The organism is Amycolatopsis sp. NPDC114505, from assembly GCF_055633615.1.
In genome coordinates this window covers 812,754-837,823 of the sequence record NZ_JBVKDV010000002.1, presented here as the reverse complement: position 1 = coordinate 837,823, position 25,070 = coordinate 812,754, and the positions used below count along the sequence as shown (strand labels likewise).

General features: G+C 70.3%; 25 protein-coding genes and 2 pseudogenes. 15 read left to right on the top strand and 12 right to left on the bottom strand.

Features of this window, described 5'->3' with window-relative positions; translation table 11 throughout:
• The first annotated feature begins 153 nt into the window (after positions 1-153).
• Positions 154-984 (top strand): iron uptake transporter permease EfeU, encoded by an 831-nt coding sequence (gene efeU, locus ACZ7OU_RS21975; protein ID WP_470256437.1) that lies wholly within the window; start codon positions 154-156, stop codon positions 982-984.
• A complete protein-coding gene (gene efeO, locus ACZ7OU_RS21970) occupies positions 984-2,099 on the top strand; it encodes an iron uptake system protein EfeO (RefSeq protein WP_470257643.1) in 1,116 nt (371 codons plus the stop codon). Before efeU ends, efeO begins: the two co-directional genes overlap by 1 nt.
• A gap of 91 nt (positions 2,100-2,190) precedes the next feature.
• Here efeO and ACZ7OU_RS21965 read toward each other — a convergent pair whose 3' ends face one another.
• Positions 2,191-2,910 carry a type 1 glutamine amidotransferase domain-containing protein gene (locus tag ACZ7OU_RS21965; RefSeq protein WP_470256436.1) on the bottom strand — a complete coding sequence of 240 codons (720 nt, stop codon included), beginning with the start codon at positions 2,908-2,910 and terminating at the stop codon, positions 2,191-2,193.
• A gap of 3 nt (positions 2,911-2,913) precedes the next feature.
• A complete protein-coding gene (locus ACZ7OU_RS21960; protein WP_470256435.1) occupies positions 2,914-3,366 on the bottom strand; it encodes an Hsp20/alpha crystallin family protein in 453 nt (150 codons plus the stop codon).
• A gap of 555 nt (positions 3,367-3,921) precedes the next feature.
• Here ACZ7OU_RS21960 and ACZ7OU_RS21955 point away from each other — a divergent pair.
• The 5 genes from ACZ7OU_RS21955 to ACZ7OU_RS21935 all read left to right on the top strand — a co-directional run bounded on the left by ACZ7OU_RS21955 (position 3,922) and on the right by ACZ7OU_RS21935 (position 7,320).
• Entirely contained in the window at positions 3,922-4,533 is a 612-nt protein-coding gene (locus tag ACZ7OU_RS21955; protein WP_470256434.1) for a hypothetical protein, read from the top strand.
• A 218-nt stretch (positions 4,534-4,751) separates the two neighbouring features.
• Positions 4,752-5,576 carry an SDR family NAD(P)-dependent oxidoreductase gene (locus ACZ7OU_RS21950; protein ID WP_470256433.1) on the top strand — a complete coding sequence of 275 codons (825 nt, stop codon included), beginning with the start codon at positions 4,752-4,754 and terminating at the stop codon, positions 5,574-5,576.
• Between the two features lie 114 nt (positions 5,577-5,690).
• A complete protein-coding gene (locus ACZ7OU_RS21945) occupies positions 5,691-6,284 on the top strand; it encodes a TetR/AcrR family transcriptional regulator (RefSeq protein WP_470256432.1) in 594 nt (197 codons plus the stop codon).
• A gap of 281 nt (positions 6,285-6,565) precedes the next feature.
• Positions 6,566-6,697: a hypothetical protein gene (locus ACZ7OU_RS21940; RefSeq protein WP_470256431.1), complete on the top strand. Its 132-nt coding sequence runs from the start codon at positions 6,566-6,568 to the stop codon at positions 6,695-6,697.
• Between the two features lie 65 nt (positions 6,698-6,762).
• Positions 6,763-7,320, top strand: a complete 558-nt coding sequence (locus ACZ7OU_RS21935) for a TetR/AcrR family transcriptional regulator (protein ID WP_470256430.1) — start codon at positions 6,763-6,765, stop codon at positions 7,318-7,320.
• A gap of 19 nt (positions 7,321-7,339) precedes the next feature.
• On the opposite strand, the gene ACZ7OU_RS21930 is transcribed toward ACZ7OU_RS21935, so the two are convergent.
• Positions 7,340-8,530: a cytochrome P450 gene (locus ACZ7OU_RS21930; RefSeq protein ID WP_470256429.1), complete on the bottom strand. Its 1,191-nt coding sequence runs from the start codon at positions 8,528-8,530 to the stop codon at positions 7,340-7,342.
• A gap of 32 nt (positions 8,531-8,562) precedes the next feature.
• Positions 8,563-9,504, bottom strand: coding sequence for a zinc-binding dehydrogenase (locus tag ACZ7OU_RS21925; protein ID WP_470256428.1), 942 nt, complete (start codon positions 9,502-9,504; stop codon positions 8,563-8,565).
• Positions 9,505-10,040: 536 nt separating this feature from the next.
• Between ACZ7OU_RS21925 and ACZ7OU_RS21920 the strand changes: the two genes are divergently transcribed.
• Positions 10,041-10,280, top strand: coding sequence for a three-helix bundle dimerization domain-containing protein (locus tag ACZ7OU_RS21920; protein ID WP_470238242.1), 240 nt, complete (start codon positions 10,041-10,043; stop codon positions 10,278-10,280).
• A 774-nt stretch (positions 10,281-11,054) separates the two neighbouring features.
• On the opposite strand, the gene ACZ7OU_RS21915 is transcribed toward ACZ7OU_RS21920, so the two are convergent.
• Positions 11,055-11,672 (bottom strand): DUF3159 domain-containing protein, encoded by a 618-nt coding sequence (locus ACZ7OU_RS21915; RefSeq protein ID WP_470256427.1) that lies wholly within the window; start codon positions 11,670-11,672, stop codon positions 11,055-11,057.
• Entirely contained in the window at positions 11,669-12,802 is a 1,134-nt protein-coding gene (locus ACZ7OU_RS21910) for an FAD-dependent oxidoreductase (RefSeq protein ID WP_470256426.1), read from the bottom strand. The genes ACZ7OU_RS21915 and ACZ7OU_RS21910 overlap by 4 nt, the downstream gene beginning before the upstream one ends.
• A gap of 103 nt (positions 12,803-12,905) precedes the next feature.
• Between ACZ7OU_RS21910 and ACZ7OU_RS21905 the strand changes: the two genes are divergently transcribed.
• From ACZ7OU_RS21905 to ACZ7OU_RS21895, 3 genes and pseudogenes are all read left to right on the top strand, one after another.
• Positions 12,906-13,511 carry a TetR/AcrR family transcriptional regulator gene (locus tag ACZ7OU_RS21905; RefSeq protein ID WP_470256425.1) on the top strand — a complete coding sequence of 202 codons (606 nt, stop codon included), beginning with the start codon at positions 12,906-12,908 and terminating at the stop codon, positions 13,509-13,511.
• Positions 13,512-13,650: 139 nt separating this feature from the next.
• Entirely contained in the window at positions 13,651-13,992 is a 342-nt protein-coding gene (locus ACZ7OU_RS21900) for a hypothetical protein (protein WP_470256424.1), read from the top strand.
• A gap of 43 nt (positions 13,993-14,035) precedes the next feature.
• Positions 14,036-14,131 (top strand): annotated as a pseudogene (locus ACZ7OU_RS21895) (hypothetical protein); the annotation flags it as partial.
• Between the two features lie 173 nt (positions 14,132-14,304).
• Here ACZ7OU_RS21895 and ACZ7OU_RS21890 read toward each other — a convergent pair.
• The 4 genes and pseudogenes from ACZ7OU_RS21890 to ACZ7OU_RS21875 all read right to left on the bottom strand — a co-directional run.
• The gene (locus tag ACZ7OU_RS21890; RefSeq protein ID WP_470256423.1) at positions 14,305-14,766 is read right to left on the bottom strand and encodes a DUF4383 domain-containing protein; all 462 of its coding nucleotides are present in this window, start codon (positions 14,764-14,766) and stop codon (positions 14,305-14,307) included.
• A gap of 29 nt (positions 14,767-14,795) precedes the next feature.
• Positions 14,796-15,350 (bottom strand): hemerythrin domain-containing protein, encoded by a 555-nt coding sequence (locus tag ACZ7OU_RS21885; RefSeq protein WP_470238247.1) that lies wholly within the window; start codon positions 15,348-15,350, stop codon positions 14,796-14,798.
• Positions 15,351-15,797: 447 nt separating this feature from the next.
• Positions 15,798-15,953 (bottom strand): DUF4383 domain-containing protein, encoded by a 156-nt coding sequence (locus tag ACZ7OU_RS21880; protein WP_470256422.1) that lies wholly within the window; start codon positions 15,951-15,953, stop codon positions 15,798-15,800.
• 193 nt (positions 15,954-16,146) lie between these two features.
• Positions 16,147-16,542 (bottom strand): annotated as a pseudogene (locus ACZ7OU_RS21875) (manganese catalase family protein); the annotation flags it as partial.
• Positions 16,543-16,615: 73 nt separating this feature from the next.
• Between ACZ7OU_RS21875 and ACZ7OU_RS21870 the strand changes: the two are divergent.
• Positions 16,616-17,077, top strand: a complete 462-nt coding sequence (locus tag ACZ7OU_RS21870; RefSeq protein ID WP_470256421.1) for a VOC family protein — start codon at positions 16,616-16,618, stop codon at positions 17,075-17,077.
• Between the two features lie 38 nt (positions 17,078-17,115).
• Here the strand turns inward: ACZ7OU_RS21870 and ACZ7OU_RS21865 are convergent, their stop codons facing one another.
• Both ACZ7OU_RS21865 and ACZ7OU_RS21860 read right to left on the bottom strand, forming a co-directional pair.
• Entirely contained in the window at positions 17,116-17,298 is a 183-nt protein-coding gene (locus ACZ7OU_RS21865) for a hypothetical protein (RefSeq protein WP_470256420.1), read from the bottom strand.
• Between the two features lie 437 nt (positions 17,299-17,735).
• Positions 17,736-18,671 carry an NADP-dependent oxidoreductase gene (locus tag ACZ7OU_RS21860; protein ID WP_470256419.1) on the bottom strand — a complete coding sequence of 312 codons (936 nt, stop codon included), beginning with the start codon at positions 18,669-18,671 and terminating at the stop codon, positions 17,736-17,738.
• Between the two features lie 98 nt (positions 18,672-18,769).
• Here ACZ7OU_RS21860 and ACZ7OU_RS21855 point away from each other — a divergent pair, with 98 nt between their 5' ends.
• From ACZ7OU_RS21855 to ACZ7OU_RS21845, 3 genes are all read left to right on the top strand, one after another.
• Positions 18,770-19,372, top strand: coding sequence for a TetR/AcrR family transcriptional regulator (locus tag ACZ7OU_RS21855; RefSeq protein ID WP_470256418.1), 603 nt, complete (start codon positions 18,770-18,772; stop codon positions 19,370-19,372).
• Between the two features lie 263 nt (positions 19,373-19,635).
• The gene (locus ACZ7OU_RS21850) at positions 19,636-20,625 is read left to right on the top strand and encodes a hypothetical protein (protein WP_470256417.1); all 990 of its coding nucleotides are present in this window, start codon (positions 19,636-19,638) and stop codon (positions 20,623-20,625) included.
• 6 nt (positions 20,626-20,631) lie between these two features.
• Entirely contained in the window at positions 20,632-25,053 is a 4,422-nt protein-coding gene (locus ACZ7OU_RS21845) for a DUF6603 domain-containing protein (RefSeq protein WP_470256416.1), read from the top strand.
• The last annotated feature ends 17 nt before the right edge of the window (positions 25,054-25,070 follow it).

Sequence of the window (25,070 nt, the reverse complement as noted above, 5' to 3'; positions counted from 1 at the left end):
CTTCGACGCCGCGACCAGGCACGTCGCAACCAGCGCCCGTTTTGTCTGTTCCTAAAGTTTCACTAACTCTCCCCTCTCGCCTGGATTTGGAGGTGAGCCTTACCTAATGCTGACGAGGTTCACCTCGTCACCGGACCGCCAGGGAGTCGCGCGTTGTTGTTCTCCAGCCTGCTGATCGGCCTGCGGGAGGGGCTCGAGGCCGCGCTTGTCGTGAGCATCCTCGTGGCCTTCCTCGTCAAGACCGACCGGCGATCGGCGCTGCGCTGGGTGTGGCCCGGCGTGGCCGCAGCCGTGCTGCTCTCGGTCGCCGTGGGCGCGATCCTCACCTACACCACCGCGCACCTGACCTTCGCGCACCAGGAACTGGTCGGCGGGACACTGTCCATTGTGGCCGTGGCGTTCGTCACCGCGATGATCTTCTGGATGCGCACCGCCGCCCGGCACATCTCCGCGGAGCTGCGCGGCAAGATGGAGACCGCGCTGAAGCTCGGCCCGCTGGCCATCGGCCTGGTGTCGTTCCTTTCGGTCGGCCGCGAAGGGCTGGAGACGTCGGTCTTCTTCTACGCGTCGGTGCAGACCGCCCAGGGCCAAACCGCCCTGCCACTACTCGGCTTCGCCATCGGCATCCTGATCGCGGTCGCGCTGACCTGGCTGCTCTACCGCGGCGCGTTGCGCTTCGACCTGGGCAAGTTCTTCAAGATCACCGGGGTGCTACTGGTGTTCGTCGCCGCCGGCGTGCTCGGCTACGGCCTGCACGACCTGCAGGAGGGCGGCTTCCTGCCCGGACTGTCCACTTTGGCCTTCGACGCGTCCGGCGTGCTGCCCGAAACCTCGTGGTACGGCACGGTGCTCAAGGGCATCTTCAACTACTCGCAGCAGACGACCCTGCTGCAGGGAATCGCCTGGGTGGCCTACGTCGCGATCGTGCTGCCGCTGTTCCTGCGTCCCGCGCGGGCCGAGTCCACCACCGGAGTGAATCAGTGATCAAGCGGACCGGAATCACGCTGACCGCGCTCGCTCTCGTCGCGGCGTGCGACGCTCAGCCACCGGCCGCCGCTCCCGGCGGCCCGATCACGGTGACCGCCACGGACACCGCGTGCCAGGTGTCGGCGACCACCGCACCGGCCGGGAACATCACGTTCCAGATCGCGAACCAAGGCAGCAAGGTCACCGAGTTCTACCTCTACGGCGAGGGCGATCGGATCATGGGCGAGGTCGAGAACATCGCACCCGGCCTGAACCGGCGGCTGATCGTCGAAGTCGCCGGCGGCGGCACGTACCAGACCGCGTGCAAGCCGGGCATGGCCGGCACCGGCATCCGCGGGACGTTCACCGTGACCGGCGGCGCGGCCAAGGGCACCGACGCGAACGCCGAACTGGCCGACGCCGCCCGCGGCTACGCCCGCTACGTCGCCAGTCAGACCACCGCGTTCGCCGACGAGACGAAGAAGTTCGCCGCAACCGTGAAGGCCGGCGACGTCGCCGGCGCCAAGGCCCAGTACGCCCGGACGCGTATCTACTACGAGCGGATCGAGCCGGTCGCGGCCAAGTTCGGCGACCTCGACCCGGCCATCGACGTCCGCGAAGCCGACCTCGAAGCCGGCCGGAAGTTCACCGGGTTCCACCGGCTGGAGAAGGACCTGTGGGTGACCGGCCTGCAGCAGGACTCGGGGGCGATCGCCGACCAGCTCGTGACCGACGTCACGACACTCGGCCAGAAGGCGGCGGCCCTGCAGCTGAGCGCGCTCGACCTGGCCAACGGCGCCAAGAGCCTGCTCGACGAGGTCGCGACCGGAAAGATCACCGGTGAGGAGGAAGCCTTTTCCCACACCGACCTCACCGACTTCCAGGCCAATGTGGACGGTTCGAAGGCGGCCATCCAGTCCCTGCGCCCGGTACTGGCCCAACGCGACCGCGCACTGGTGACCGCGATCGACAACCGGTTCGCCGACGTCCAGAAGCTCCTCGACGCCCAGCGCACCGGGGACACGTTCAAGCTCTACACCGACCTGTCGAAGGACCAGGTCAAGGAGTTCGCCGCCGCGGTCGACGCGTTGTCCGAGCCGCTGAGCAAGGTCGCGGAGGTCGTGGCCAAGTAGCGCTGGACCACCTCGCTGTCTCGACAGCGAGTAACCGCAGTGTGCGTAGTAGCCGGCGCCGGGCTCGGCGCGATTTCAGTCGACATTGCTGTCACAGTGCGTTGTGTACGCGCAATTCACGCAGCGTCCAGTCGGTGGCCGCCTGGGACGACGCCGGGTTCTGGCCGGTGAGCAGGTTGGCGTCCACCACGACGTGCCGCTCCCACGGCGCGCCCGTCTTGAAGTCCGCGCCCCGCTCCCGCAGCCGGTCCTCCAGCAGCCACGGCGCGCGGTCGGCGAGGCCGACCAGGCGCTCCTCCTCGTTGGTGTACCCCGTCATTCGCCTGCCCTCGAACAGCCAGTCGCCGTTGCGCCGGTTGGCCGGGAGCAGTGCCGCCGGACCGTGGCAGACCGCCGTGACGACGCGGCCCGTGTCGAAGAACTGGACGAGGAGCTCGCCGAGCGGCTGGAAGCCGGCCAGATCCTCCATCGGCCCGTGCCCGCCGGGGAGGTAGATGGCGTCGTAGTCGGCGACGTGCCCGATCGCGTGCTGCAGCACCATGGGCTGGGCCAGTTCGGTGGCGATCGCGTCGAGGTAGTCGCGGAACGCGGTGGCTTTCCTCTCGCCGCCCGCCATCTCCGGGTCCAGGCTCCGCTGGTCCACCGTCGGCGCCACCCCGCCCGGGGTGGCGACGACCACCTCGACACCCTGGGTGCGGAACCCGTTGTGCGGCACGACGAACTCCTCGGCCCAGTAACCGGTAGGGTGCCGGGTACCGTCCTTGAGCGTCCAGTGGTCGCTGCCGGAGAGCACCACCAGGATTCGGGTCATCGGTCAGCCACCGGTGACCTTGATCTTGTTGGGCTTGGCGGCGTCCACCTTCGGGACGCGTACGGTGAGCACGCCGCTGTCGAGTGATGCCTCGATGCCGTCGGCGCGGATGTCGCCGGGCAGCGTCACGCGGTACTCGAACTCACCGACCCTGCGGGTGCGGCGGCGGAGCAAACCCTTGCGCTCCCGCTCTTTCAGCTCACCGGTGATGACCAACTCATTGCCGTACAGCTCGACGTCGACGTCTTCCCGCCGGACGCCGGGCAGTTCGATCTCGACCAGGTAGGCGTCGTCGGTCTCCGAGAAGTCTCCGGCCGGCAGCCACGGCCCGCCGTCCCGTGCGGTGCCCAGCGCCGACTGCGCGAGCCGGTCCACCTGGTGATAGAAATCTTCGAATTCGCGCAAGGGGTTCCATCGATCCGTCTGGCCGACAGAACGCCTGACGGGCAGAGTCATGGTAGATCTCCTCCCGTTACTCGAACGTCACCGCTGATCGTGTCGCGCAGCGTGGCGAAGACCGCTGCCGTGCCGATGTCACGGGCCGAGCATGGCAGCCGCGGGCGGGTGGCGTCTCAGACGCCGGGGACGGATTTTGCCGGGCCGATTCACCCTGCCAGGCCGACCGGTGTGCCAGGTCAGTACCACTGTGGACGGCCTGCGCCACCACGACGACGTGGCAACACAGCTGCTGTTCGTGCTTGCGGAGGACGACAGTCCGACCTGGTCCGCGGCGCCGCCCGATGCGTCTGGCAGGCCCGTTCGCCGTGCTGGTTTCGACCTGCCAGGTCGATACGGCGCCGGTGCGATCCGATGCATTGTCGAGACAGGCCGGTGAGACCAGAAGGAGCGGACGGGACCCGCGGGGACGCCCGGCGGGGCCGGAACCGCTCCTCGTCCCCGGCCAGGCCCCCGGCGGCCGCTGCCGGCTGGAATTCACCGCGTCGAGGAGGAAAATCCGGGAGCCGTCCACACATCGTCCATAACGGACACCGTCCCGAACCTGGAAGGCCCATGACCGACCACGAGCAGCTGCCGAAACCGGGTTTCGTTCTCAACACGAAGCTGGTCAAGAGGTTCGTCGCCGACGAGTTGGACGAGGACGCCCAGGCCGAGCTGGCCGACCAGGTGGCCCTCATCGCCATGTTCCACGCCGAGCTGCCCACCGCGCTCGCCGCGCAGATGACCCGGATCGTGCAGTACCTCGGCGGCGACGCCGAGCTGGTGCGGTGGCTGGACCGCTTCCCCGGCCGACCGAAGATCGTGGCCAGGCTGTTCGCGCTGATCGACCTGCTGGACACGTTCAGCGCCGAGCCCTCGGTGGTGACCGCGCTGTCCGAACTGCGCGCCGACACCCGGTACCCGCCGGGACTGTCCGGCTACCTGTCCCCGGACGCCGACGACGAGACGCTCGCCGGGCTGGCCTGGCACATCGAGCAGCTGGCCGCGGACGACCGGATGGCCGACGCGGTGCGGCTGGCACAGAACTCGACGGCGCTGGTGGAGCGGCTCGCCGCCAGGGCCAGGGAGCTGAACCCGGACCTGCCCGACCTGGCCGACCTGGCCGCCAAAGCGGGCAAGGCAGTCGACGAAGCCGCCCATGAGGCGGCGGGCCTGACAGAGTGAATGGACAGTCTCCCTCGCGGTCCGCCGTGGCAGCGCCCGGACGCCGTCCATCGAGGTCGTCCGATCCGCGATCACGCAAGCGCTGGAACCAGGTACTGTTCGACAGATCTAAGTGTTAGTCGTCTTTCACTTATCTGGTAGCCTCGGAGTTGCCGCTGAAGATGCGGCGCGATGCGCGACCTGGAGGCCAGGTCGAGCAACGGTCCTCGAGGAGAACCATGCGCACATTCGTCATCACCGGAGGCACCGACGGCATGGGTCGCGGGCTGGGCCTGCACTACCTGGGGCGAGGTGACCGGGTGATCGCAGTGGGCAGCAGCGACGCCAAGGGCGCCCGGTTCCTCGCGGCAGCGGCCGACCTCGGCGCGGCCGAGCGCGCTTCCTTCGTCCGGGCCGATCTCAGCACGACGGCGGGCGTGCGCGAGGTCGTCGACCGGATGCCCGAGGTGATCGACGTTCTGGTCCTCGCCGCCCAGCGGTTCCGGAGCGAACGCGTGGAGACCACGGACGGGCTGGAGTCCACCTTCGCCCTCGGCTACCTCAGCCGCTACCTGCTCGGCCATGACCTGTTCGACCGGCTGGAGAGGGCGGAGGCGCCGCTGGCGCTGAACATCGCCGCCCCGGGCGCCCCCGGGAAGATGCGCTGGGACGACCTGCAAATGCACACGGGCTACAGCAGCATGCGCGCCGCGACGCAGACGGCGCGCCGCAACGACCTCCTGGGCAGGTCCTTCACCCAGGTCCACCCGGACGCCCGCACCCGCTACGTGGTCTACGGCCCGGGCTTCGTCGCCACCGGGATGGGCGAATCGATGACCCAGCCCATGCGCACCCTCTACAAGGGACTGACCCGGCTGTTCGCCGCTCCTGTCGCCAAGGCGATCGCCCCGATGATCAAGCTGATCGACGACCGTCCGGAGGCGGCCCTGACGGTGTTCGACCAGGGCAAGCCCCTGCCGGTCGACGGTCCTGCCTTCGATCCTGCGAACGCCGAGCGCCTGCACAAGGCAACCGCGGATGTGGTCGGCTCGATCGGCCGATGACCGCCCGACGTGGCTGAGCCTCCACAGCTGTGAAAACCTGGGAACAAGGGGCACAACCAGTCAAGCAAGAAGACAAGCCTCCTGCCCGATCGAGCCACCTGGTGAGAGGTCACAGTGCGAGCTGACGCCGCCCGCAACTACGAACGGATCGTCGGCGCCGCGGTCGAAGCGTTCGAGGAGATCGGGCCCGAGGTGACCCTCGAGGAGATCGCCGCGCGCGCGGATGTGAGCGCGATGACGCTCTACCGGCGTTTCCGCACCCGCGACCACCTCGTCCAGGCCGCCTTCGACCACGTCCTCGCCACCGAAATCGAACCCACGACAGCGGTCCACACCGATGATCCCTTCCGAGATCTCGCCGGCGTGCTCGAAGCCGTCATCGAGGTGATCGCCCGGCGGCAGGTGGTCAACTCCCTCGCCTTCGAGTTCACGGCGTTCGCCTCCGAAAGCGCGCAACGCTTCCTGAACTCCGTCGAGCCCGTGCTCCGCCGCGCCATCGACGCCGGCGTAGTCCGCCCCGAGCTGAAGGTCCGCGACGTGACCGCCGTGATCATCATGGCGATGGCCACCACACACCCGGCCGACCCCGACGGCGCGGACCGCCGCCGCTACCTCACCCTGCTCACCGACGGACTTCGCCCCGCACCGACCACCCTCCCGCCGCCCTCACCCCACGATTTCTCCCCGCCCGCCGCCCACCGGCTCTGACCCTGCGGACGGGGAGGACGCCCGACGAGGCCGGCGACGGCCCCGAGCGGTGTGGCGGCCCGGACAGCGGAGAACGGGTGTTCATGACGAGGTCGAGGCATCCGTGATGGAGCGGCCGAGAGTCACTCGCTGACCGGACCACGAAGGATTCCCATGACGACCTCCGCCCGACTGTCCGGGAGAGGCGCGCAAGCCGAGACGGGAGCGGATCTTGCCCGCCTCGACCAACCTCGCCATGGCCGCATCTGGGCACGGATCGAGAAGAGGCTGCCGTAGCCGGCGTGGATCTGGTGCAGGCCGACGGGGAAGGGGGCCAGGTTGGCGATCCGGTCGCCGATGGTGCGCTCGAGGTTCGGCCGAGCGGTGTCCACTTGGTGGAGACGGTGACCTCGTCCGGCGTCATTCCGGCGTAGCCATGAGATCAATGTACCTTATTATGAGACGCTGATGTCTCGTTGCGAGGCGTTAGTATGGTCGAATGGTGAAATCGGATGCCGGGATGCAGCGCACGCGGTCGGCGATCCTCGACGCCGCCGCCCGGGCCCTGCGCCGGCGGCCGGACGCGGGGATCGCGGAGATCGCGGACGAGGCCGGTGTGGGACGCGCGACGCTGTACCGCCACTTCCCCACCCGGGATTCGTTGCTGCGGAGTCTCGCCGAAGCCGGGATCGCCGAACTCGCGACGGCGTTCGAGGCCGCGAATCTCGACGAGCTTCCCGCGGATCGCGCGCTCGCCCGCGTCGTCGCCGTGTTCCTGCGCAACGGCAGTAGGTATGCAGCCGTGATCAGGCAGGCCGACGGATACCGCGACCCTGCCGACGTCGAGCGCACGACCAAGCCCGTCCGCGAGGTCCTCGCCCGCGGCGTCCGGGACCAGGTCCTTCGCAGCGATTTGGGCGAAGACACCCTGTTCGAGTTGTTCTCCGCGATCGTGGAGCGCGTCTTCCGGCTCACCGTCGATCAGGCCACGACACCGGAGGAAGCCACCGAGGCCGCCGTGAGCATCTTCCTCGACGGCGCCCGCAAATCCCGCTAGCCATGCCCCGTCCCCCGCACTACCAGGTCACGTGCAGCGAGCTCACTCCGTAGACGGGGTGGAAGATCCGGAAATCGGGCTCGGCGTCCGGATCCGCCAGCGCAAGCCCGGGGAACCTCTTGAACAGTGCCGGGAACGCGATGCGCATTTCCGTCCGCGCCAGGGGTGCCCCCAGGCAGTGGTGCACCCCGTGGCCGAAGGCGACATGACCGGCACCCCCACGGGTGACGTCGAGGACCTCGGGATTGTCGAGCAAGGCGCGGTCACGGTTGGCGGCCAGCGGCGAGGGTGCCACGAGCGAGCCTGCCGGGATGGTGTGCCCGGCGATCTCGACGTCGGCCTTGGCGGCGCGGATCAGCGACGGCACGATGGACAGCCAGCGCAACAGCTCTTCGACGGCCGGTTCGACGTGCGCCGGGTCGTCGCGGACCATCGCGAGCTGATCCGGATGGTTCAACAGGGCCAGGGTGCCCAGGCCGAGCATGTTCGACGTCGTCTCGTGCCCGGCGAGCAGAAGCAGGCTCGCGATGCCGATCAGCTCGTCGGTGGACAGGTCGTGGCCGTGGTCGCGCACCAGCATCCCGAGCATGTCTTCACCCGGGTCCGCCTGCGCCCGGGCGACCAGGGTGCTCATGTAGGCGCGGTCCTCCTGCCTCGCCGCGTTGCGGTCCGCAGCCGGGGCCGCGAGGTCCAACATGCGCGCGGAACGGTCCTGGAACTCGGCCCGGTCCGCATACGGCACGCCCAGCAGCTCGCAGATCACCAGCGAGGGCACCGGCAACGCGAAGTGCGCCACCAGATCGGCCGGCTTCCCCGCCTTCTCGAGATCGTCCAAAGCGGACTCGACGATTTCGGTGATCCGCGGCTCCAGCCGGCGCATCCGCCGGACCGTGAACTCCGGGGTCAGCATCCGCCGCAACCGCGTGTGCTCCGGCGGGTCGAACCCGATCAACTGCCCGGCCTGCAGCTTGGCCCGTTCCTCCGCCGCCAGGTGTTCGGTGTCGGGAGGCCCGTCGAAGGCGCTGCTGAACCGGCCGGCGTCCGAGAACACCTCCCGGACGTCCTCGTACCGCAGGATCAGGTAGGCGTACTCGCCGAACGGCGTCATCTGCCGCAGCACGCCTTGACCTTCCCGTACCCGGCCCAGCTCCTCGACCGGGTTCACCCCGTTGCGCCGCATCTCCAGCGGCAGTTCCAGTGCCTCTGTCATCTTCAGTCCGCCCCTTGTGTCTCGTAGTTCGCTCACACCAGCAGAAGCGTCTTGCCGATCGTGGCCCTGGCCTCGATGGCGGCGTGGGCGTCCTCGGCCCGCTCGAGCGGAAACGTCTGCCCGACCACCGGGCGCAGCCGGCCCGCCGCGGCCTCCGCGAGCGCGGCGATCCCCAGCTCACCCATGATCGGGCCGAGCTTGGCCACCATCTGCGGGATCCCGAGCACGGCGACACCCCGGGCTTCGAGGTCCGCGGTGTCGGTGTAGGCGCCGCTGGCCGCGCCGTGCACCACGAACCGCCCACCGGACTCGACCAGCGACGTCGCCGCCGCGCCGATCTCCCCGCCCACACCGTCGAACACCACGTCGACGGCCGCACCGCTCGTCAGGCCGCGGACCCGCTCGAGCCAGCCGGGCTGCCGGTCGTTCACCGCCTCCGCACCGGTCGCACGTACCGTGTCCAGCTTGGTATCGCTGCCGACGGCACCGATCACGCGTGCACCGGCGTTCACGGCGAGCTGCACCAGCAGGCTCCCGAGCCCACCGGCCGCGGCCTCGACGAGCACCCACTCCTGCGGCTTCGGTTCGACCAGCCGGAAGAAACCCATCGCCGTGCGGCCGTCGTCGATCAACGCCACCGCGTCGGTGGTGGACACCTCCGCCGGAATCGGGATCACACCGGTGGCACCGAGCACCGCCTTCTCCGCGTAGCCGCTCGAGCCGACCACTCGCTGTCCCAGCAGGCTCGGATCGACGTGCGGACCGATCGCGGTGACCACTCCGCCGACGCTGTTGCCGGGCACGAACGGCGGAGTCGGCAGTGGGAACGGGGCCATCGAGCGCCCGGCCCGCGCCTGCGTCTCCGCGAACAGCACGCTCGCCGCTTCCACGTCCACCAGCACCTGGTCCTCGCCGGGAACCGGATCAGGGGCATCCCCGGCGACCAGCACCGATGGGTCCCCGAATTCGGTCAACCAGATCGCTTTCATCGCCAGTCGGGGGCGCTACGCCCTCGCGGGCCGGCCCCCTCCTCCCTTCACGTCCACGCCTCCGGGCTCCCCGCCCATCGGACTATCCGTTAGTTGACTAACAGATAGCTGTCACCGTACACGGTTATCGAGCAGTGGACGACTCGTAATGAGATGTCAATGTCTCGCAAGAGATGAACTCCAACGCCCGCCTGACCGGCAAACCATCGGACCGTCGTCCTTCGCCGGCGCGGCCACGCAAGCGCGACCCCGGACGACGAGGACCTGGCCAACGGCGGTTCGAAGGACTGGCCCCGGCCGCCTACGACCGCGGAGACGGCGGCTGGGCCGCACTCGTGCTGCTGGTGGTGATCTTCGCTCGGCTGCTCGCCCGTGGTGTCGTCCGCCGGCTGCGGCGTCCGTAGCGAAGGTCGCGCCGCGGCATCGAGTAGAGCCGCATTGTCGTGTTCACCGTTCGTTCATCTGCCGGTTGTCTGATGGGGTACACCAGACTCGCCAGGACCGACACGCGGGGAGGCACCATGAGCACACCCACCCTGGACACCATGGCGTCCGAACAGCTGAACGCCCACTTCGAACAGCTCGAGGACCGCCTCGTGAACGACTACACCGGTGTCGAGGCCACGACGGTGCACGACCTCGTCGAGCACGAACGATCCCGCTTCGGCAGCGCCCGCATCCACGCCTTCGTGCCCATCCTGGTCGAACGCGCCGTCCGAGCCACCCTCGCGGCCCCACCGGCGAAACACCGCAAGGGGTAACCCGTTTGCCCGGGTGATCGATACACTGAGACCGTCTCGGCGAGCAGCGCAAGCTCCGCGCCCTGGGCGACCCGGCCCGGCAGCAGCCCGGGCCGTGGACGAGGTGACACACGCGGTCCAGGCGCCGATGGCCGGTGAGATCACACAGATCCGGCGTCAAGTGTCGAGCCTGGGCGAACAGCCCGACCGCCGGGCCCGCTCCGCCGCGGACGCGTTCGAACGGCACTACCAGTCCTACCTGGCCGGCTCCTACGCGACGTTCGAGCTGTTCCAGGTCGGCGCGGACCGCCGACCGGCACGTCCTGCTCGTCGGTGGAGCCGGCGCCGGGAAGACCACGCTCCTGCAGTGGCTCGCGCACAAGGAGGTCGCCCCATGTCCGAATGCGCGGCGACCACCCGAAGACCGTGCGAAACCATCGCCGACTCTGCTCGCGGCCGCGCCGACCGTCCCTATCGCCGATGAGCGCACATGGCGGATGAGCGAGCCCGTGAGGTCAATCCTGCCACCGCCCGACCGTAGCTCCAGCCGAACGCACTCTTCTGCCGCCCACGATCGCAGCCATCGCCCACCGGTGGGGCCCCACCGACCCCGCACACTTCAGCTCGGCGTTCGGTGCCCGCTGCGGCGTCCCGCCCAGCACCGTACGCCAGCGATCGACCGTTTCACTGCCGGCCGAGCTCGGCCATCTGTTACCTGGCTTCGCCCGGGGTCCGGAAGGTCACCTTGTCCAACCGGCCCGGCTCGGTCCGGTCGTAGCGGGTAGCCACCGCACTCTAGGCGACCTGCGGGTCTTCGCGGAGGATCCGCCAGCACAGGTAGAGGCAGGCGCCCGCCGAGGGCGCGCCTCCCAGCAGCGTGGCGGCGATGCCGAGTGCGGTGGTCTGCCCGGCCACGTACAGCGGCAACTGCACCGCCGTCGCGATCGCGCACTTCACCACGAACACCGCCGTGCACAACTGGTAGCGCCGCCGTGCCGCCGGATCGCGTCGCCAGCCGAACCGTTCGCGGCGCGCCACCCCCATGACCACCCCGACCATCGGCCACCGCACCAGCACGGACAGCAGGAAGACCGCCCCCTGAACGGCCTGGATGACCACGGCCGGAAGGTAGAAGTTGATCGCCTGCCCGGTGGCCCCGGCCAGCAAGGCCGAGCCGCCGACGATGGCCAGCCCGATCGCCGCCGACCAGTAGCGCCGGTCGGTCCACACGCGCACGACCGCGAGCGCCGCCACCCCGCCGACGGCGATCAGCGCGGCGGTCCACACCCGGCCGGTCAGCAGGTAGGCGACCAGGAACACCACCCGGGACGCGACACCCTCGGCGACCGTGCGCCACCCGCCCACCGCGTCGAACAACGACAGGGACTTCCGGGTCAGCACGTCGAGGCTCATGCGCTCGCCTTCGCCGCGACGGGCGTGAAGCTGGTGCGGCGCATGGTGTCCTCGTACGCGCCGATCGCGCCGGGCAGGTCGAGCCGGCCACCATCCGCCGCGGACAGCGCCTCGCCGAGGCGGTGCGCGTCCCGCATCGCGAGGTTGCCACCGAAACCCGGGGCCAGGTGGATGGCGTCGCCGAGGACCGTCACCGGACTGGCGGGCCAGGCGGGCATCGGCGGGATCGTTCCGATCCGGAGTGCGGCCGTGACGTCCGGCCAGGCCTCGGCGACGATCAGCCGCAACGTCGGATGCAAGTCCGCGGCCAGGTCCTGGGCCTGGTGCCACACCGAGACCGGTGAGCCGAGCCGCTCCCGTGTGCTGGGCAAGGCCCACATCACGTAATCCTCGGCGTCGACGACCGCGCGGGAGCTCAATGCGGGCAACAACTCCTGCCGCGCGGTCACCGGCCGCCGGGTGAACCGCAGCACGCCCAGCGCCATCATCGTGCCGCCCTCCCGCGCGGCGGCCGGGCTGTCGCCGACCAGCTCCGGCAACCCGGTGCCGGCCACCGCTCGCAGCGGCGTCGCGCCCATGATCATGCGCCGTCCCGTGTCGGCCACCCGCACGTCCGGCAAGTATCGGCGGCGAACCGCCGAACCGATCCCGTCCGCGCCGACCAGGACGTCCCCGGTGTCCGTGCTGCCGTCCGCAAAAAAGGCCCGGACCGTGCCATCGGCGCGCTGCTCGAACCGCGTGAACTCCGCGCCGAACCGGACCACGTCGTCCAGTCCCGTCAGCAGCACCGCCCGGAGCAACGGCCGGTGGACCTGCCGGCCAGGCCGCGGCCGGCCGGCCACACCGTCGGACGGGCGGGTGTCCACGACGGTCAGCTCTCCCTCCACATCGGACAGTGTCAGGGTCCGCTCGCGCAGCCCTCCCATGGTGGCTTCCGCCATCGCGGCGTGCGCCGGGGGCAGGCACGCCCGCAGCGCCGCCGCGCCCCGGTCGTCGACGTGCAGGCTCACGCCCTGCCGACGTCCCCGCGCGCCATCCCGCTCGTACACCGCGACGTCGATGCCCGCCCGGCGGAGCCCGTGGGCCAGCGTCAGCCCACCGAGACCGGCTCCGATCACGATCACTCTCATGTCAGCACCCTTTCTTCACCACCCGATGAAGAACACGCTACGACGAGTTCGGGCAAAACTCCACCGACTGATGAAGAAAGGGTGCTAGGCTTAGGTGGTCATGATGGAAGACGACACCCACAGCCGCCCCGGACGCTGGCGATCCGGCGCGGAGAGCAAGCAGCGGATCCTCGAGACCGCGCGCGAACTGTTCGGTGAGCACGGTTACCGCGCCACGACGGTGCGCGCGATCGCCACCGCGGCCGGAGTCGACCCGGCGATGGTGTTCTACTTCTTCGGCACCAAGCAGGGCTTGTTCGGCGCCGCTGTCGAGATGTCCGGCACCGTCCCGCCGGCCATCGAATCGATCTTCGCCGGCGGCCTCGACACCATCGGCGAGCGCATCGTCCGGACGCTGGTGGAGAACCTCGACAAGTCGGGCCGCACCCCGCTCGTGATGCTGACCAGATCGGCACCGACCGACGCCCAGTCCCAAGCGCTGCTGCGCGAGTTCATCGACCGCGAGATCACCGACCGGCTGGCGGCGCTGCTCGGCACACCGGACGCCGCACTGCGGGCAGCCATGGTCAACGTCCAGATCCTCGGTCTCACGGTGGCGCGGTACATCATGCGGATCGAACCGATCGCGTCCTCGACCGTCGACGAACTGGTGGACCGGTTCGGTCCCCTGGTGCAGCACTGCCTGACCGGACCCACGGCATCATCGTGAGCCGGTAGCGCGGCGGAAAGCTTTCTCACCGACTCTTTGCACGCTCGTCGTCTGCGGCCGGTCGGACGTCTCGGAAGTCCGGAACGGCCGCTCGGGAGATTCGGATCAGCCTCGCTGGTTCGCGCGGGCCGAAGCAGTCGTGCCACGCCATGTCCACCAGGTGCGGCAGATCGAGTGCCGCCTCGACCTGCGCGGACGAGAATCGAGCCTCGACCGAAGCGACATCGACGTCGTCGCGCATCGGCTGGTGCACGGCGGCCCGGACGTCGTCGAACCCGCCGTGGTCAACGGCAAAGTGCGCTCGGCCTATCCCCTGCCCGCGCGCTGGCGGGCCCGCTGGGACCTGCGGCGGTACGGCTTCCACGGGCTGTCGTTCAGCTGGGCGACCAAGCGGGCGGCCGAGCTCTTGCGTCGTCCGGTCAGTGAGCTGAACCTGCTGGTGGCGCACCTGTCCGGCGGCTGCTCGGTCGTCGGACGATAGCCGTGATGTCGCCCGCGACGGCGACGTCACGGCACGGTTCGCGCTGGCGGTCTTCGAGCACCGCACCCGCCGGGAACCGGCCGCGGTCACGGCAAGCCTCGACCAGGTCGACGCGCTCGTCTTCACCGGCGACATCGGCTGGGACCAGCCGAAAACCGCAGAGGCGATCGCCGGGGGCCCCGGGGTGCTCGGCATCACCGGAGGCCTCAGCCGTCTCCGCGAGCGGGATTCGGTGATCAACCCGCGAACGCGGCCGTCCCGGTGCTCGCCGTCCGCTCTCGGGAAGAGCTCGAGCTGGCGACGTCCGCCGTCTCAGGCGTTCCGGCGCCGCCGAATCCGGAACGCCGACCACGCGACCATCGCGAAGACCACCATCGTGATCAAGTGCAGGAGGACGTCGGCCCAGTTCAGGTTCAACCGGTCGCCGGTGCCGACGGTGATCACGAGGAGGCTGTAGGCGTTGAGGCCGGCGAACGCGACCGCCGCCGCGAGCGCGTAGATCCGCGTCCAGGAGGCACTGCGCGCCGCGACCACGCCCGCCACGCCGACGAGCGTGTGGAGCATGTTCAAAACCGGTCCCACACTGAAGATCAGCAGCGTGTATTGCGTGGCGTGCACTCCGAAGGGACCGGCGGTCGTCGAACCGGCGTTGCCGGGGACGAAGAATCCCACGACTCCCAGCACGAGGTAGACGACACCGATCGCCAGCACCGCGATGCGTAACGGGGTACCACGGGAAATGACGTCGCGTTCGGCGGCGATTCGCTCGGGCACGTCGGGCTCTCCGTTCACGGGCGCCGCGCTCATTTCCCGAGCGCGGTGCGGATGACGTCACGCGCCCGGTCCATGATCGCCGCCGGCGGGCCCAGCAGCAGATTGGCCTTGGCGCTCTCCACGCCCGGGTGCGGCCGCGTCGGCGCCACCGCCTCGGCCAGTCGCACCGTCGCCGCCATGGCCAGTAACCGCTCCGGCGTATGGTGCGCACGCAGGAACGGGAACTCTTCGCGCTCTTCGTGATCCGCGTGCGCGAGCACGTCCTCGCGCAGCTGGACCAGCAGCGTGTCGAACCCGTCGGCGTCAGGACCCATCTTCTGCAACGTGGTCAGCAGCTCCTTGGCCCGGTGCTCCTCGCCCAGCCGAGCCTCGACGACGGTCTCCGCCGCCGGTTCGAGATCGCGGATCTCGGGGTGCACGACCTCTTCTTCGGCGGTTTCATGCACGGCCAGCAGGCGTACCAGATCCCGGAAAACCTCTTTCCGCCGGTCGTTTGCCGCGGTTTCAAGCTCGGCGAACATCGCCCGGATCTCCCGGTGCTGCCGCTGCAGCAACGCGATGACGTCTTCGTCGTGGTCCTCCATGGGAACTCCTCATCAGAACGGGGTGAGTGCCGCACCACGGCGGGAAAGTGAGGCCGGGGTGGCTGCGGCGAGTGAACTCGAACTTTCCGGGCCACTATCTCCTTGCCCTGTACCCGCATACCTTCCCACCAAACGAACGGCGTCCCGTCAAGTGAGCGGCCGCTCGACACGAGCCGATTGCCGGTCGAGTAGCTATACGGCACTCATCGCACGGCGAACTTCCCCTTGCTCTTCGAGAACAAGGGCGCGCCCTGCAAGGACATCGGACGTGGCCTGGGCGACGCGATCCACGATTTCGCGGGCGGCATCAGGTTCCATCGTCAAATTGGACATCTGGTTTCGTCTACCGCTTCGGACGGGTCTACACCGCCTCACTGCCCCGGACCTCCGGTTCCGGGTATCTCCCCCGGCTCCGGTCGAAGGCCGTCGTGGCGATGCCGGCGGCGATCATCCGCCGATCATCAAATATGCCCGGGAGGTGCCGTTCGACCGGACCGCGAATACGCCGACCACCCCGACCACCAGGTGGATCAGGTTGTGCAGTACGGAAACGGTGAAGACTCCGAGCAGGCGGGCGCCCGAGTGCGGGCCGGCGAGCGGCACTTCTTGCCGCACTTCGTCGTGAGCGAACTCCTGTCATGACACCTCCGCGCCGGTTGACGAAAGCGCGGTTTCCCGCTTCGGAAGCCGGTAAACCCTAGCTTTCGCTGGTGGTCGAGGGCCCGGGCGGCCCCAGGCACCTCCGGCCGGCGGCGGGCGGCCTCGCCTCCGCCCACCGCCGGTCCGAGACTGCCGATCAGGTGAGCTTCTTCTTGGCCGCCTTGGCCTTGCCCTTCGCGGTGCCCTTGGCGTTCTGGAGCGGCGCGTAGGTGCCGTAGAGCGCGGGATCGGGCTTCGGCGCGGTGCCCGGGCCGCCGAGTGGTTCGGGTTCCATGAGGTGTTCGATGCCTGCGTCGGTGGTCCAGCCGCCCTTGGCGCCGGGCGGTCTGCACCGGCCCTGCGCCTCGGCCGCGACATTGGCGCGGAAGTCGGCCGGCAGGTTGCCGGAGGCGACGATGTACCGGCCGTCCCAGGGGTAGCCGTTGCTGTCGGCCGGCAGCGCCCCACCCCCGCCGACGATGGCCTGCTGGACGTCCATGCCCCCGAGCGTGGCGGCCATGACCGGGTCCTTGACGGCTTCGGCGGTCACGGAATCGAGGACCGCAACTGTCCGCGTCCGGCGGCAAGGTAGGCGACGTCAGCCCTACTACCAACGGAGAACCCCGATGAGCCGACACGTCCAGGTCACGTTCGACGCCCACGACCCGCGAGCGCTTTCGGCGTTCTGGCGCGAGGTGCTGGGCTACGTCCACCCGGCGCCACCCGGCGTCGAACTGCCCGAGGGCGCCGACCCGTTCGCCGCGTGGGACGAGTTCCTCGAGCGGGCCGGCGTGCCGGCAAACCAGCGCAACAGCAGCTCCGCGGTCGAAGACCCCGACGGTCAGGGACCCCGCCTGTTCTTCCAGCAGGTCCCGGAAGACAAGACCACGAAAAACCGAATCCACCTCGACGTCCGGGCCGCACCCGGCCTGCGGGGCGCCGAGCGGATGGCGGCGCTCGAAGCGGAGTGCAACCGGCTGATCGCCCTCGGCGCCACCCGGGTACGCCGCTTCGAGCCCGAACCGCCGCTCAGCGCCGGGTTCATCGTGATGACCGATCCCGAAGGCAACGAGTTCTGCCTGGATTGACGGTAAAGCATGTGACCGGCTTGGCCGTCGCCGCCCGATCAGCCGAGGACTTCGCCCGCGGCGTCGTCGGGCGGTGATCTCGTGGTGTTTGCCGAGCTGGGTGATCGCGGGGTTTTACCCGTTCCGGGTTCACCGGACACGATCGGGCCGCGCCGCGCCGAGGTCTGGTCGCGGTTGAGCAGAGTCAGGCGTCTCCCGGTGCGGGTGATGTCGCTGACCATGCCGCGAGTGCCGCTGCGGGGAGCGACAGTGGGTTCGGGCACCAGTGCGGCTCTCGGCGGTCGGGTCGAACACGCCGAATGGGATGACCTCGGCCAGCGGGCGCCGTTCCGGCTCGGGTTCCAGGGCCGGCTCGACGGGTCTGATCGAGATCAGCTCGGCCCCCGCAGATCCGATGGCGCTGAGCGGGTACGGGCGACCGCGCGCCGGATCCGGGCGGGTCCGGCGCCGACGTGTGTGAGCAGCCTCGAGCGCGGGCGACGTCGGCCTCGTTGGTGTCGCCGCCGCCGCGTTCAGCGACCAGGGCGCGGGCGGCTGGATTCGTCCGGGAACGCTCGCCGCTTCACCTCGGTTCCACCTCCGTTTTCCGTGCGCTGTGGCGGAGCGCGTCGAGCGCACCTCGCTGAGCATCCGGCGGCATGAACGAGAGGGATTCGTCTCATCGCGGCTCGGCGATCTGAAGGATGATCTTGCCGCCGGGGTGTTGTGACTGGCTCTGTTCGATGGCTTCGCGCCAGTCGGAGAGGGGGATGGTGCGGGCGATGGGGACGCCGAAGCGGCCCTGGGCTGCGAGCGCGGCGCACATTTCGACGATGTCGTAGCGGTGACCGAGCGGTCCTTGGGTGAACGCGTCGCGGGCGCCGGATTTCCGTGCCTGGGCGAGGTTGCTGATGGTCAGGACGTGCTGGGGGTCGGTGACCGTGTGGAGGAGTTGCGGGATGGTGCCGTCGGCGGGCGGTGAGACGTCGAGGACGACGTCGACGGGCCCGCCCGCCAGGTCGCGGATCCGTTCGGCCATGCCCTCGCCGTAGGGGGTGACCTCGGCTCCGCTGGCGCGCAGGGCTTTCGTGTGGGTGGGGCCGGCGGTGGTGAGCACCCGGGCCCCGATCCGGCGAGCGAGTTGCACGGCGGCGAAGCCGGTGGTGGTGCCGCCGCCGCTGACGAGCAGGGTTGTGCCGGGGGTGATGCGGAGCAGGTCCAGGCCGAGTTGCGCGGTGTCCACAGCCATGGGCAGTGCGGCGGCGGCCGCCGGGTGGAGGGCGGGTGGCCGCGGGAACCAGATGTCGAGCAGCGCGTGGTCGGCGGCGCCCGCGGTCGGTCCGGTGAACGGCGCGGGACCGAACACCGCGTCCCCGAGCCGGACGCCTGTGACGTCGTCGCCGACGGCATCGACAATGCCGGCCACTTCGAGCCCGACTCCGCGGGGCAGGTCGCCGGGGTAGAGGCCCCGGCACAGGGCCAGGTCGGCGGGGTTGATGGTGCAGACCTCCACGGCGACCCGGATCTGCCCCGGGGCCGGCCGGGGCGGCTCGGCCTCCTCAAGTCGCAGGACGTCGAGGGGCTCACCGGTGTAGTGGAAACGCAGAGTACGCATGGTGATCTCCTGGCTCGGCCAACGATGACAGCAGATGCTGTCGTCACTACGACGGTAGCACGGTGACGACAGCATCTGCTGTCGCTATGCTCGAGGCCATGGCTCGTTGGGAGGGCAACACCCGTGAGCGGCTCGAGCGCGCCGCGTTGGAGTTGTTCCGTGACCAGGGCTACGACCGCACGACGGTGGCCCAGATCGCCAAGCACGCCGGCTTGACCGAGCGATCGTTCTACCGCTGGTTCACCGACAAGCGCGAGGTCCTCTTCGCCGGCGACGAGCTGCAGGCCTGCTTGGAAGCGGGCATCGCCGAGGTGCCCGCGGGAACCGGTGCGCTCGCGACGCTGATGGCCGCGTTCACCGCCGTACCGGAGGTGCTGCGTCCGCGTGAACTGCTGATCGAGCTGCGCACGGTCATCGTGGCCAACCCGCCGTTGCGGGAACGCAGCCTGATCAAGGAAGCGATGCTGTCCGAAGTGACCGCGGCGGCCCTGCGTCGCAGGGGCCACGACGAGCAGACGGCCCGGCTGGCCACTGCCCTCGGGATGGCGATCCTGGGGGCGGCCACCAGACGCTGGGTGTCGGGTGACGAGGCCGGCTTCGCCACCCTGCTGGCCGACAGCGCCGGCGACCTCCTTGCCGTCGCCGCCGACCTGCCACCTGCCAACCCCGCGACCGGCCACGCGCCGCGCAAGGGGAAGTAGCGGGAGGCCAGGGGGCACCTCGAGTTCGGGCAAGCACGCCACGATCTTCGTCGGCGGCACCGCCGGTGACACCGACGACTACGACATGCCCTGCTCGAACTCGGTCGTAGGCACCCCGCGTACCGGGGTGTCGACGGCTTGTCGACCGCTTGTCGACGGCGCCTGCGAGCGTCGGACAGACGCCGAGCGGTTGGAGTACCGAGCGATGACGACTGATCCCACCCCAGCGCCACCTTGCCTTCCCGAGCAGGGGAGGCCGGCCGATGTTTGACGTGTCGAAGGCGTCGCGCTACCTCGTGGTGGCCTCCGCCAGCCAGGAGATCATCGACGAGTGGAAGAAGAAGGACCCCAACCGCGTGTTCATCCCGGTCGTCCGGGACTACGCCCTGATGAAGGTCCTGCACAACATGCGCAAGAGCAGCAGGGCGTTCGGCATCCACGTCAACATCCTGCAGCACACCACACCGGTGTCCCCCTTGGACTTCTCCGGCCTCAGGGACTCGGACGTCATCTTCATCGCCGGCCACGGCAACCCCAAAGGGCTCTACGCCATGGGTCACGACGGGGACGAGGCGATGACCAGGATCGTCGACGCCCTGACGGCGGACGGCAACCTCGAGAAACGCCGTCGAGGCAAGAAGATCGTCATCGCCCTCCTGTCCTGCCGCTCGGGGCTCGGTTTTCACAAGGCACTGGCGCTCCAGCTTTCCGAAAGGCTGTCGATCGAGGTCACGGTGGGTGGCGCGGCGGGGTTCACCTTCGGGTCGATCCGGGCCCCGAGCAAGGCCTGCAACGAGGTCCTCGTCCGCGGCATCCCCTGGCACATGGAGTACCAAGGCAGTATCCCGCCGAAGGAAGCCGAGGCCGTGACCTCGGCCCGGGAGAAGAAAACCCTGACCATCGCCGGGAAACAGGCCGAGATCGACCGGTTCCTGGTCACCAAGACGGCTCAGGAAGACGCCATGCGCGCCATCGTCGAACAACTCGACGGCACCGAGGTCAACGCGGCGCTGACGGAGCTGGACCTCCGGTTCGGCTTCCGGCGCTGGGAGCCCTTGCTCCGGCAGCAGTTCGAGCTCTATTCCAAGGCGAAGGAGCCGAAGCCGAGCAACCTCGAGTTCGACATGTGGTTCAAAGAGATCACCGACGGATACCTGTGGACCGACGGGCAGACGGTCACCCACGCCGAGGTCGACGCCATTCTCGCCGGCGACCAGATCCCGGTCGGCGACGGATTCACCTCGACGAGGTGACCGGCCATGACCACACCAGACGACACCTTCCTGCAGTTCCTCCTCCGTGAGGTCCGCCTGCTGCTCGTGCCCTTCGAGGGCACCGTCGAGGGCGGGGTCACCGCGCAGCTGCTCTCCGACACCACCGGCTGGAGCCTGCAGGACGGCACGGACCCGGCGAACGACGTCCGCGTCCTCCAGCTCGCGACCGCCTACCGCGCGCTCGACGACCTCCTCGAAGACCCACCGCATTCGCTCGAGGACGTCGTCCGGGTGCTGAACCGCCTCGACGGCCTGTGGGCCGGCGCGCGCCAGGTCCCGGTCCAGCCCCTGCCCGGGGGCGAGGACGCCGGCGTCCTCGGCCGCAACCTCGTCGAGGGCCTCGTGCTCGACGGCCTGCGCACCCAGCATCCGGTCGTCCACGACGTCCTGGCCCTGCTGACGATCATCCGGCTGCCCGGCCGGCTCTCGCTCGACCGCGTGACCGGCCTCTTCACCCATCCGTTGACGCTGCTGCGCGAGGAGTACCTCGGGCCGGGCGGGCTCACGACCGCCGACGACGCACGCGCCACGGCGGACAAGCTCTTCCCCCGGGTCGCCGCGCTCCTCCAGAACCTCGGGCTGCACGCCGAGTACGGCGCCCAGTCGCTGGGCGGGCCGCTTCCGCCCGAGGCCGCCGCGCACGTCGCCGGAGGCCTGCTCTCGGTGTACCTCCAGCCCGACTTCGAGACCCCGGACCGGTACGGTGTCACGCTCGCCCTGTCCCCGCGGGACCTCGGCGGCCCGCAGCTGGTCGTCGTCCCCTTCGGCCGGGTCTCGCCGTTCTGGGACGCGGACGTCGACCTCCGGGCGGCGGCCGACGGCTTCGCCATCGGGCCCGACGGCGTCACGCTGTTCGGGACGTCCGGCCCCCTGCACAACGCGGTCACCCTCGCCGAGCCGGCCGGGCAGGTCGTCGGCGCGGTCGACGCGACGCGCCTCGAACTCGGGGCGATCACCGTCTCGGCCACCCTCGCCCTCGACGCCCGGAACCCCGAGTACGGGCTGGCCGTGGACCTGGGCACCTCATCGCTGGTGATCGCGGCCGGCGACGCCGACGGCTTCCTCGCGTCGATCCTGCCCGCCGACGGGCTGCGGACGAGCTTCGACCTCGGCGTCAGCTGGTCCAACACGAAGGGCCTGCACTTCAGCGGGACCGCCGGGCTCGACGTGTCCCTGCCGGGGTTCACGGTCGGCGGCGTGCTCCGCGTCCCGTCCGTCGACCTCTCGCTGCGCGCCGTCGACGACCACCTGTCCGCCCAGGCGTCGGCGGCCGTGTCCGTCGATCTCGGCCCGGTGCACGCAACGGTCGACGGTGTCGGGTTCGGCGGCAAGCTCACCTTCCCGGCCGACGGCGGCAACCTCGGCGCCGCCGACATCGACCTCGCTTTCGTGCCACCGACCGGGGTCGGCCTGACCATCGGCGCGAGCGGCGTGTCCGGCGGCGGGTTCCTCTCCTTCGACGCCGAACGCGGCGAGTACGCGGGCGCGGTGGAGCTGGAGCTGGCCGACTTCCTCGCGATCAAGGGCATCGGGCTGATCACCACCCGGCGGCCCGACGGCTCCCCCGGCTTCTCGCTGCTCGTCGTGCTCACCGCGGAGTTCCCCACCGGGATCCAGCTCGGCGCCGGGTTCACGCTGCTGGCCGTCGGCGGCCTGATCGGGCTGAACCGCGGGATGGACCTGCAGGCCCTCGTCCAGGGCGTGGCGAGCGGGGCCATCGAGTCGGTGGCGTTCCCGAAGGACGTCGTCGCGAACGCACCCCGGATCCTCTCCGACCTGAACCGGTTCTTCCCCGAGGAGGACGGCACGTTCCTCGTCGGGCCGATGGTGAAGATCGGCTGGGGCACGCCGACGCTGATCAGCGTCTCGCTCGGGGTGATCGCCGAGATCCCCGGCGACATCGCGGTGCTCGGCGTGGTGCGGGCCGCGCTGCCGACCGCGGACAAGCCGCTTCTGCTACTACAGGCGCAGTTCATCGGCGCGCTGGAGCTCTCCAAGTCGCGGGCGTGGTTCTTCGCCAAGCTCTTCCAGTCGCGGATCATGGGGATGACCGTCGAGGGCGGCATGGGCGTGCTCGCCGCGTGGGGCGGTGCCCGCGACCTGATCGTCACGGTCGGCGGCTTCCACCCGTCGTTCCGGCCGCCGCCGCTGCCCTTCCCGGTGCCCGACCGGCTGGCCGTGCCGCTGCTGAACCGCAGTGGCCAGCTCGTCCGGCTGACCGGCTACTTCGCGATCACCCCCAATACCGTCCAGCTGGGCGGCGACGTCGAGGTCCGGCTCGGGTTCAGCGCGTTCCGCGTCGAGGGCCACCTCGGGGTGGACGGCCTGATCCAGCGCTCGCCGTTCCGGTTCACCGCGCACACCGGCGGCGACGTTTCGCTGAAGGTGTTCGGCATCGGCGTATTCACCCTCGGCCTCGACTTCACCCTCGAAGGGCCGGCGCCGTGGCGGGCGCACGGGCGCGGATCGATCGGGTTCCTGTTCTTCTCCGTGTCCGCGGACTTCGACCTCACGTGGGGCGAGGTACTGGACTTCTTCCTGCCGCCGGTCGTGGTGCTGGACCTGCTCGCCGGCGAGCTGGCCAAGCCCGAGGGGTGGGAGACCCGGCTGCCCTCGGGCGGGACGCGGTCCCTGGTCAGCCTCCGGGTGCTGCCCGGCACGGACGACCTGGTGCTGCACCCGCTCGGCACGCTGGTGATCACCCAGCGGGCGCTGCCGCTGAACGTCCGGGTCGACCGGGTCGGCGGGCAGCGGGCCAGTGACGGGAAGCGGTTCAGCGTCGAGCCGGTGGACGGCACCGGGCTCGAGCGGCTCTCGATCACCGGTGACCGGTTCGCGATGGCGCAGTACCAGGACATGTCCGACGCCGCGAAGCTGTCCCGGCCCTCCTACGAGACCCAGGACGCCGGCTTGGAGCTCACCGCCGCCGGCGGTGCGCTGGCCACGGCGCGCGTGGTGCGCCGCGCGGCCCGCTACGAACTGCACGTCATCGGCGACGACGCGCCCGCCACCGCGACCGCGCTCGCGGCCACCACCCCGCCGGTGAAGCGCTTCCACAGCGTCACCGCGCCGGTGTTCGAGGAGCTGCGCAAGGGCGCCAGCACGAGCCGGGCGCCGCTATCCGCGCGGCAGGCGCGGCGCAAGCAGCCGTTCGCGGCGCAGGACACGGTCCGGATCGACGAGCAGCGTTTCGTCGTGGCCTACGTCAAGAGCAACCGGCAGGCGTTCCCGCGCAGCAAGCCGGGCCGCCCGAGCGTCGCGGCGACGTTCCGCAGCCGCGCGACGGCGGAGGACGCGCTGGCCGGCTTCGTCACCGACGATCCGGCGCTCGCCGGCCGGCTGCACGTGATCCCGGTGGCCGAGGCGGCCCTCACGCCGGGTGTGCCCGGCACGTGGTCGCCCGCCGGCACTCTGCCGACCACAGTGTCCACAGTGGACTTGGTGGCGCTGCCCAGCGACGCCGTGCTGATCGCCGGGGGCACCGGCGAATCGGGCGAGCCGGTCGCCGCGGCCGCGGTGTTCGACCCGACCGGGGACTCGTGGGCGGCCGGCCCCGCGCTGGGGACACCCCGGCAGCGCCACACCACCACGGCGCTGCTCGACGGCCGGGTGCTGGTCGCGGGCGGTGCGGACGCGGCGTCCGCGGAGCTGTTCGACCCGGCCGGCCGCCGCTGGATCCCGACGCCGTCGATGACCGCCGTCCGCCACGGGCACTCGGCGACCCGGCTGGCGGACGGCCGGGTGCTGGTGGCCGGCGGCCGCGGCGCACTGACCTCCGCCGAGGTGTACGACCCGAAGGGCGGGACGTGGACCGCGACCGGGCCGATGACCGACGCCCGCACGGACCACCAGGCCGTGCTGCTCGACGACGGCCGCGTCCTGGTCGTCGGCGGCGCGCTCCCCACCGGCGACGGCGGGGCGGCCCCGATCGCGTACTGCGAGGTCTACGACCCGAAGACGCGGGAGTGGACCCCGGCCGGCACGCTCCACCAGCCACGCTCGGGCCACCAGGCCGTGGTCCTGCCGGACCACCGCGTGCTGGTGACCGGCGGCGACCCGGTCCTCGCCCCCGATCGCACCCTGGACCCGCACAGCCTCGCGACCGCCGAGCTGTACGACCCCAAGACCGGGGTGTGGCAGGCCGCGCAGCCCATGCCGGGCGGCGGGCGCAGCGGGCACCGCGCGCTCGTGCTGCGCTCAGGCGCGGTGCTCGTGACCGGCGGCACCGGCGCGCCGGAACGCACCGCGGGCTACCGGTCGGTGCTCGCCTTCGACCCCGTCGCGGGCACGTGGTCCGCGCTCGGCGGCCTGATCACCGGCCGGAGCTCCCACGCGATGACCGAACTGCCCGACGACCGCGTGCTCCTCGCCGCGGGTGCCGGCACCGGCGAGGTGCTCATCCCTTGACCAGCAAAGGAAACCCA

Coding starts and splice junctions, on each gene's coding strand:
- ACZ7OU_RS21965 (WP_470256436.1), bottom strand. CDS start 2,910: ATGACCCGAATCCTGGTGGTGCTCTCCGGCAGCGACCACTGGACGCTC.
- ACZ7OU_RS21960 (WP_470256435.1), bottom strand. CDS start 3,366: ATGACTCTGCCCGTCAGGCGTTCTGTCGGCCAGACGGATCGATGGAAC.
- ACZ7OU_RS21955 (WP_470256434.1), top strand. CDS start 3,922: ATGACCGACCACGAGCAGCTGCCGAAACCGGGTTTCGTTCTCAACACG.
- ACZ7OU_RS21950 (WP_470256433.1), top strand. CDS start 4,752: ATGCGCACATTCGTCATCACCGGAGGCACCGACGGCATGGGTCGCGGG.
- ACZ7OU_RS21935 (WP_470256430.1), top strand. CDS start 6,763: ATGGTGAAATCGGATGCCGGGATGCAGCGCACGCGGTCGGCGATCCTC.
- ACZ7OU_RS21930 (WP_470256429.1), bottom strand. CDS start 8,530: ATGACAGAGGCACTGGAACTGCCGCTGGAGATGCGGCGCAACGGGGTG.
- ACZ7OU_RS21920 (WP_470238242.1), top strand. CDS start 10,041: ATGAGCACACCCACCCTGGACACCATGGCGTCCGAACAGCTGAACGCC.
- ACZ7OU_RS21915 (WP_470256427.1), bottom strand. CDS start 11,672: ATGAGCCTCGACGTGCTGACCCGGAAGTCCCTGTCGTTGTTCGACGCG.
- ACZ7OU_RS21910 (WP_470256426.1), bottom strand. CDS start 12,802: ATGAGAGTGATCGTGATCGGAGCCGGTCTCGGTGGGCTGACGCTGGCC.
- ACZ7OU_RS21905 (WP_470256425.1), top strand. CDS start 12,906: ATGGAAGACGACACCCACAGCCGCCCCGGACGCTGGCGATCCGGCGCG.
- ACZ7OU_RS21885 (WP_470238247.1), bottom strand. CDS start 15,350: ATGGAGGACCACGACGAAGACGTCATCGCGTTGCTGCAGCGGCAGCAC.
- ACZ7OU_RS21870 (WP_470256421.1), top strand. CDS start 16,616: ATGAGCCGACACGTCCAGGTCACGTTCGACGCCCACGACCCGCGAGCG.
- ACZ7OU_RS21865 (WP_470256420.1), bottom strand. CDS start 17,298: ATGGTCAGCGACATCACCCGCACCGGGAGACGCCTGACTCTGCTCAAC.
- ACZ7OU_RS21860 (WP_470256419.1), bottom strand. CDS start 18,671: ATGCGTACTCTGCGTTTCCACTACACCGGTGAGCCCCTCGACGTCCTG.
- ACZ7OU_RS21855 (WP_470256418.1), top strand. CDS start 18,770: ATGGCTCGTTGGGAGGGCAACACCCGTGAGCGGCTCGAGCGCGCCGCG.
- ACZ7OU_RS21850 (WP_470256417.1), top strand. CDS start 19,636: ATGTTTGACGTGTCGAAGGCGTCGCGCTACCTCGTGGTGGCCTCCGCC.
- ACZ7OU_RS21845 (WP_470256416.1), top strand. CDS start 20,632: ATGACCACACCAGACGACACCTTCCTGCAGTTCCTCCTCCGTGAGGTC.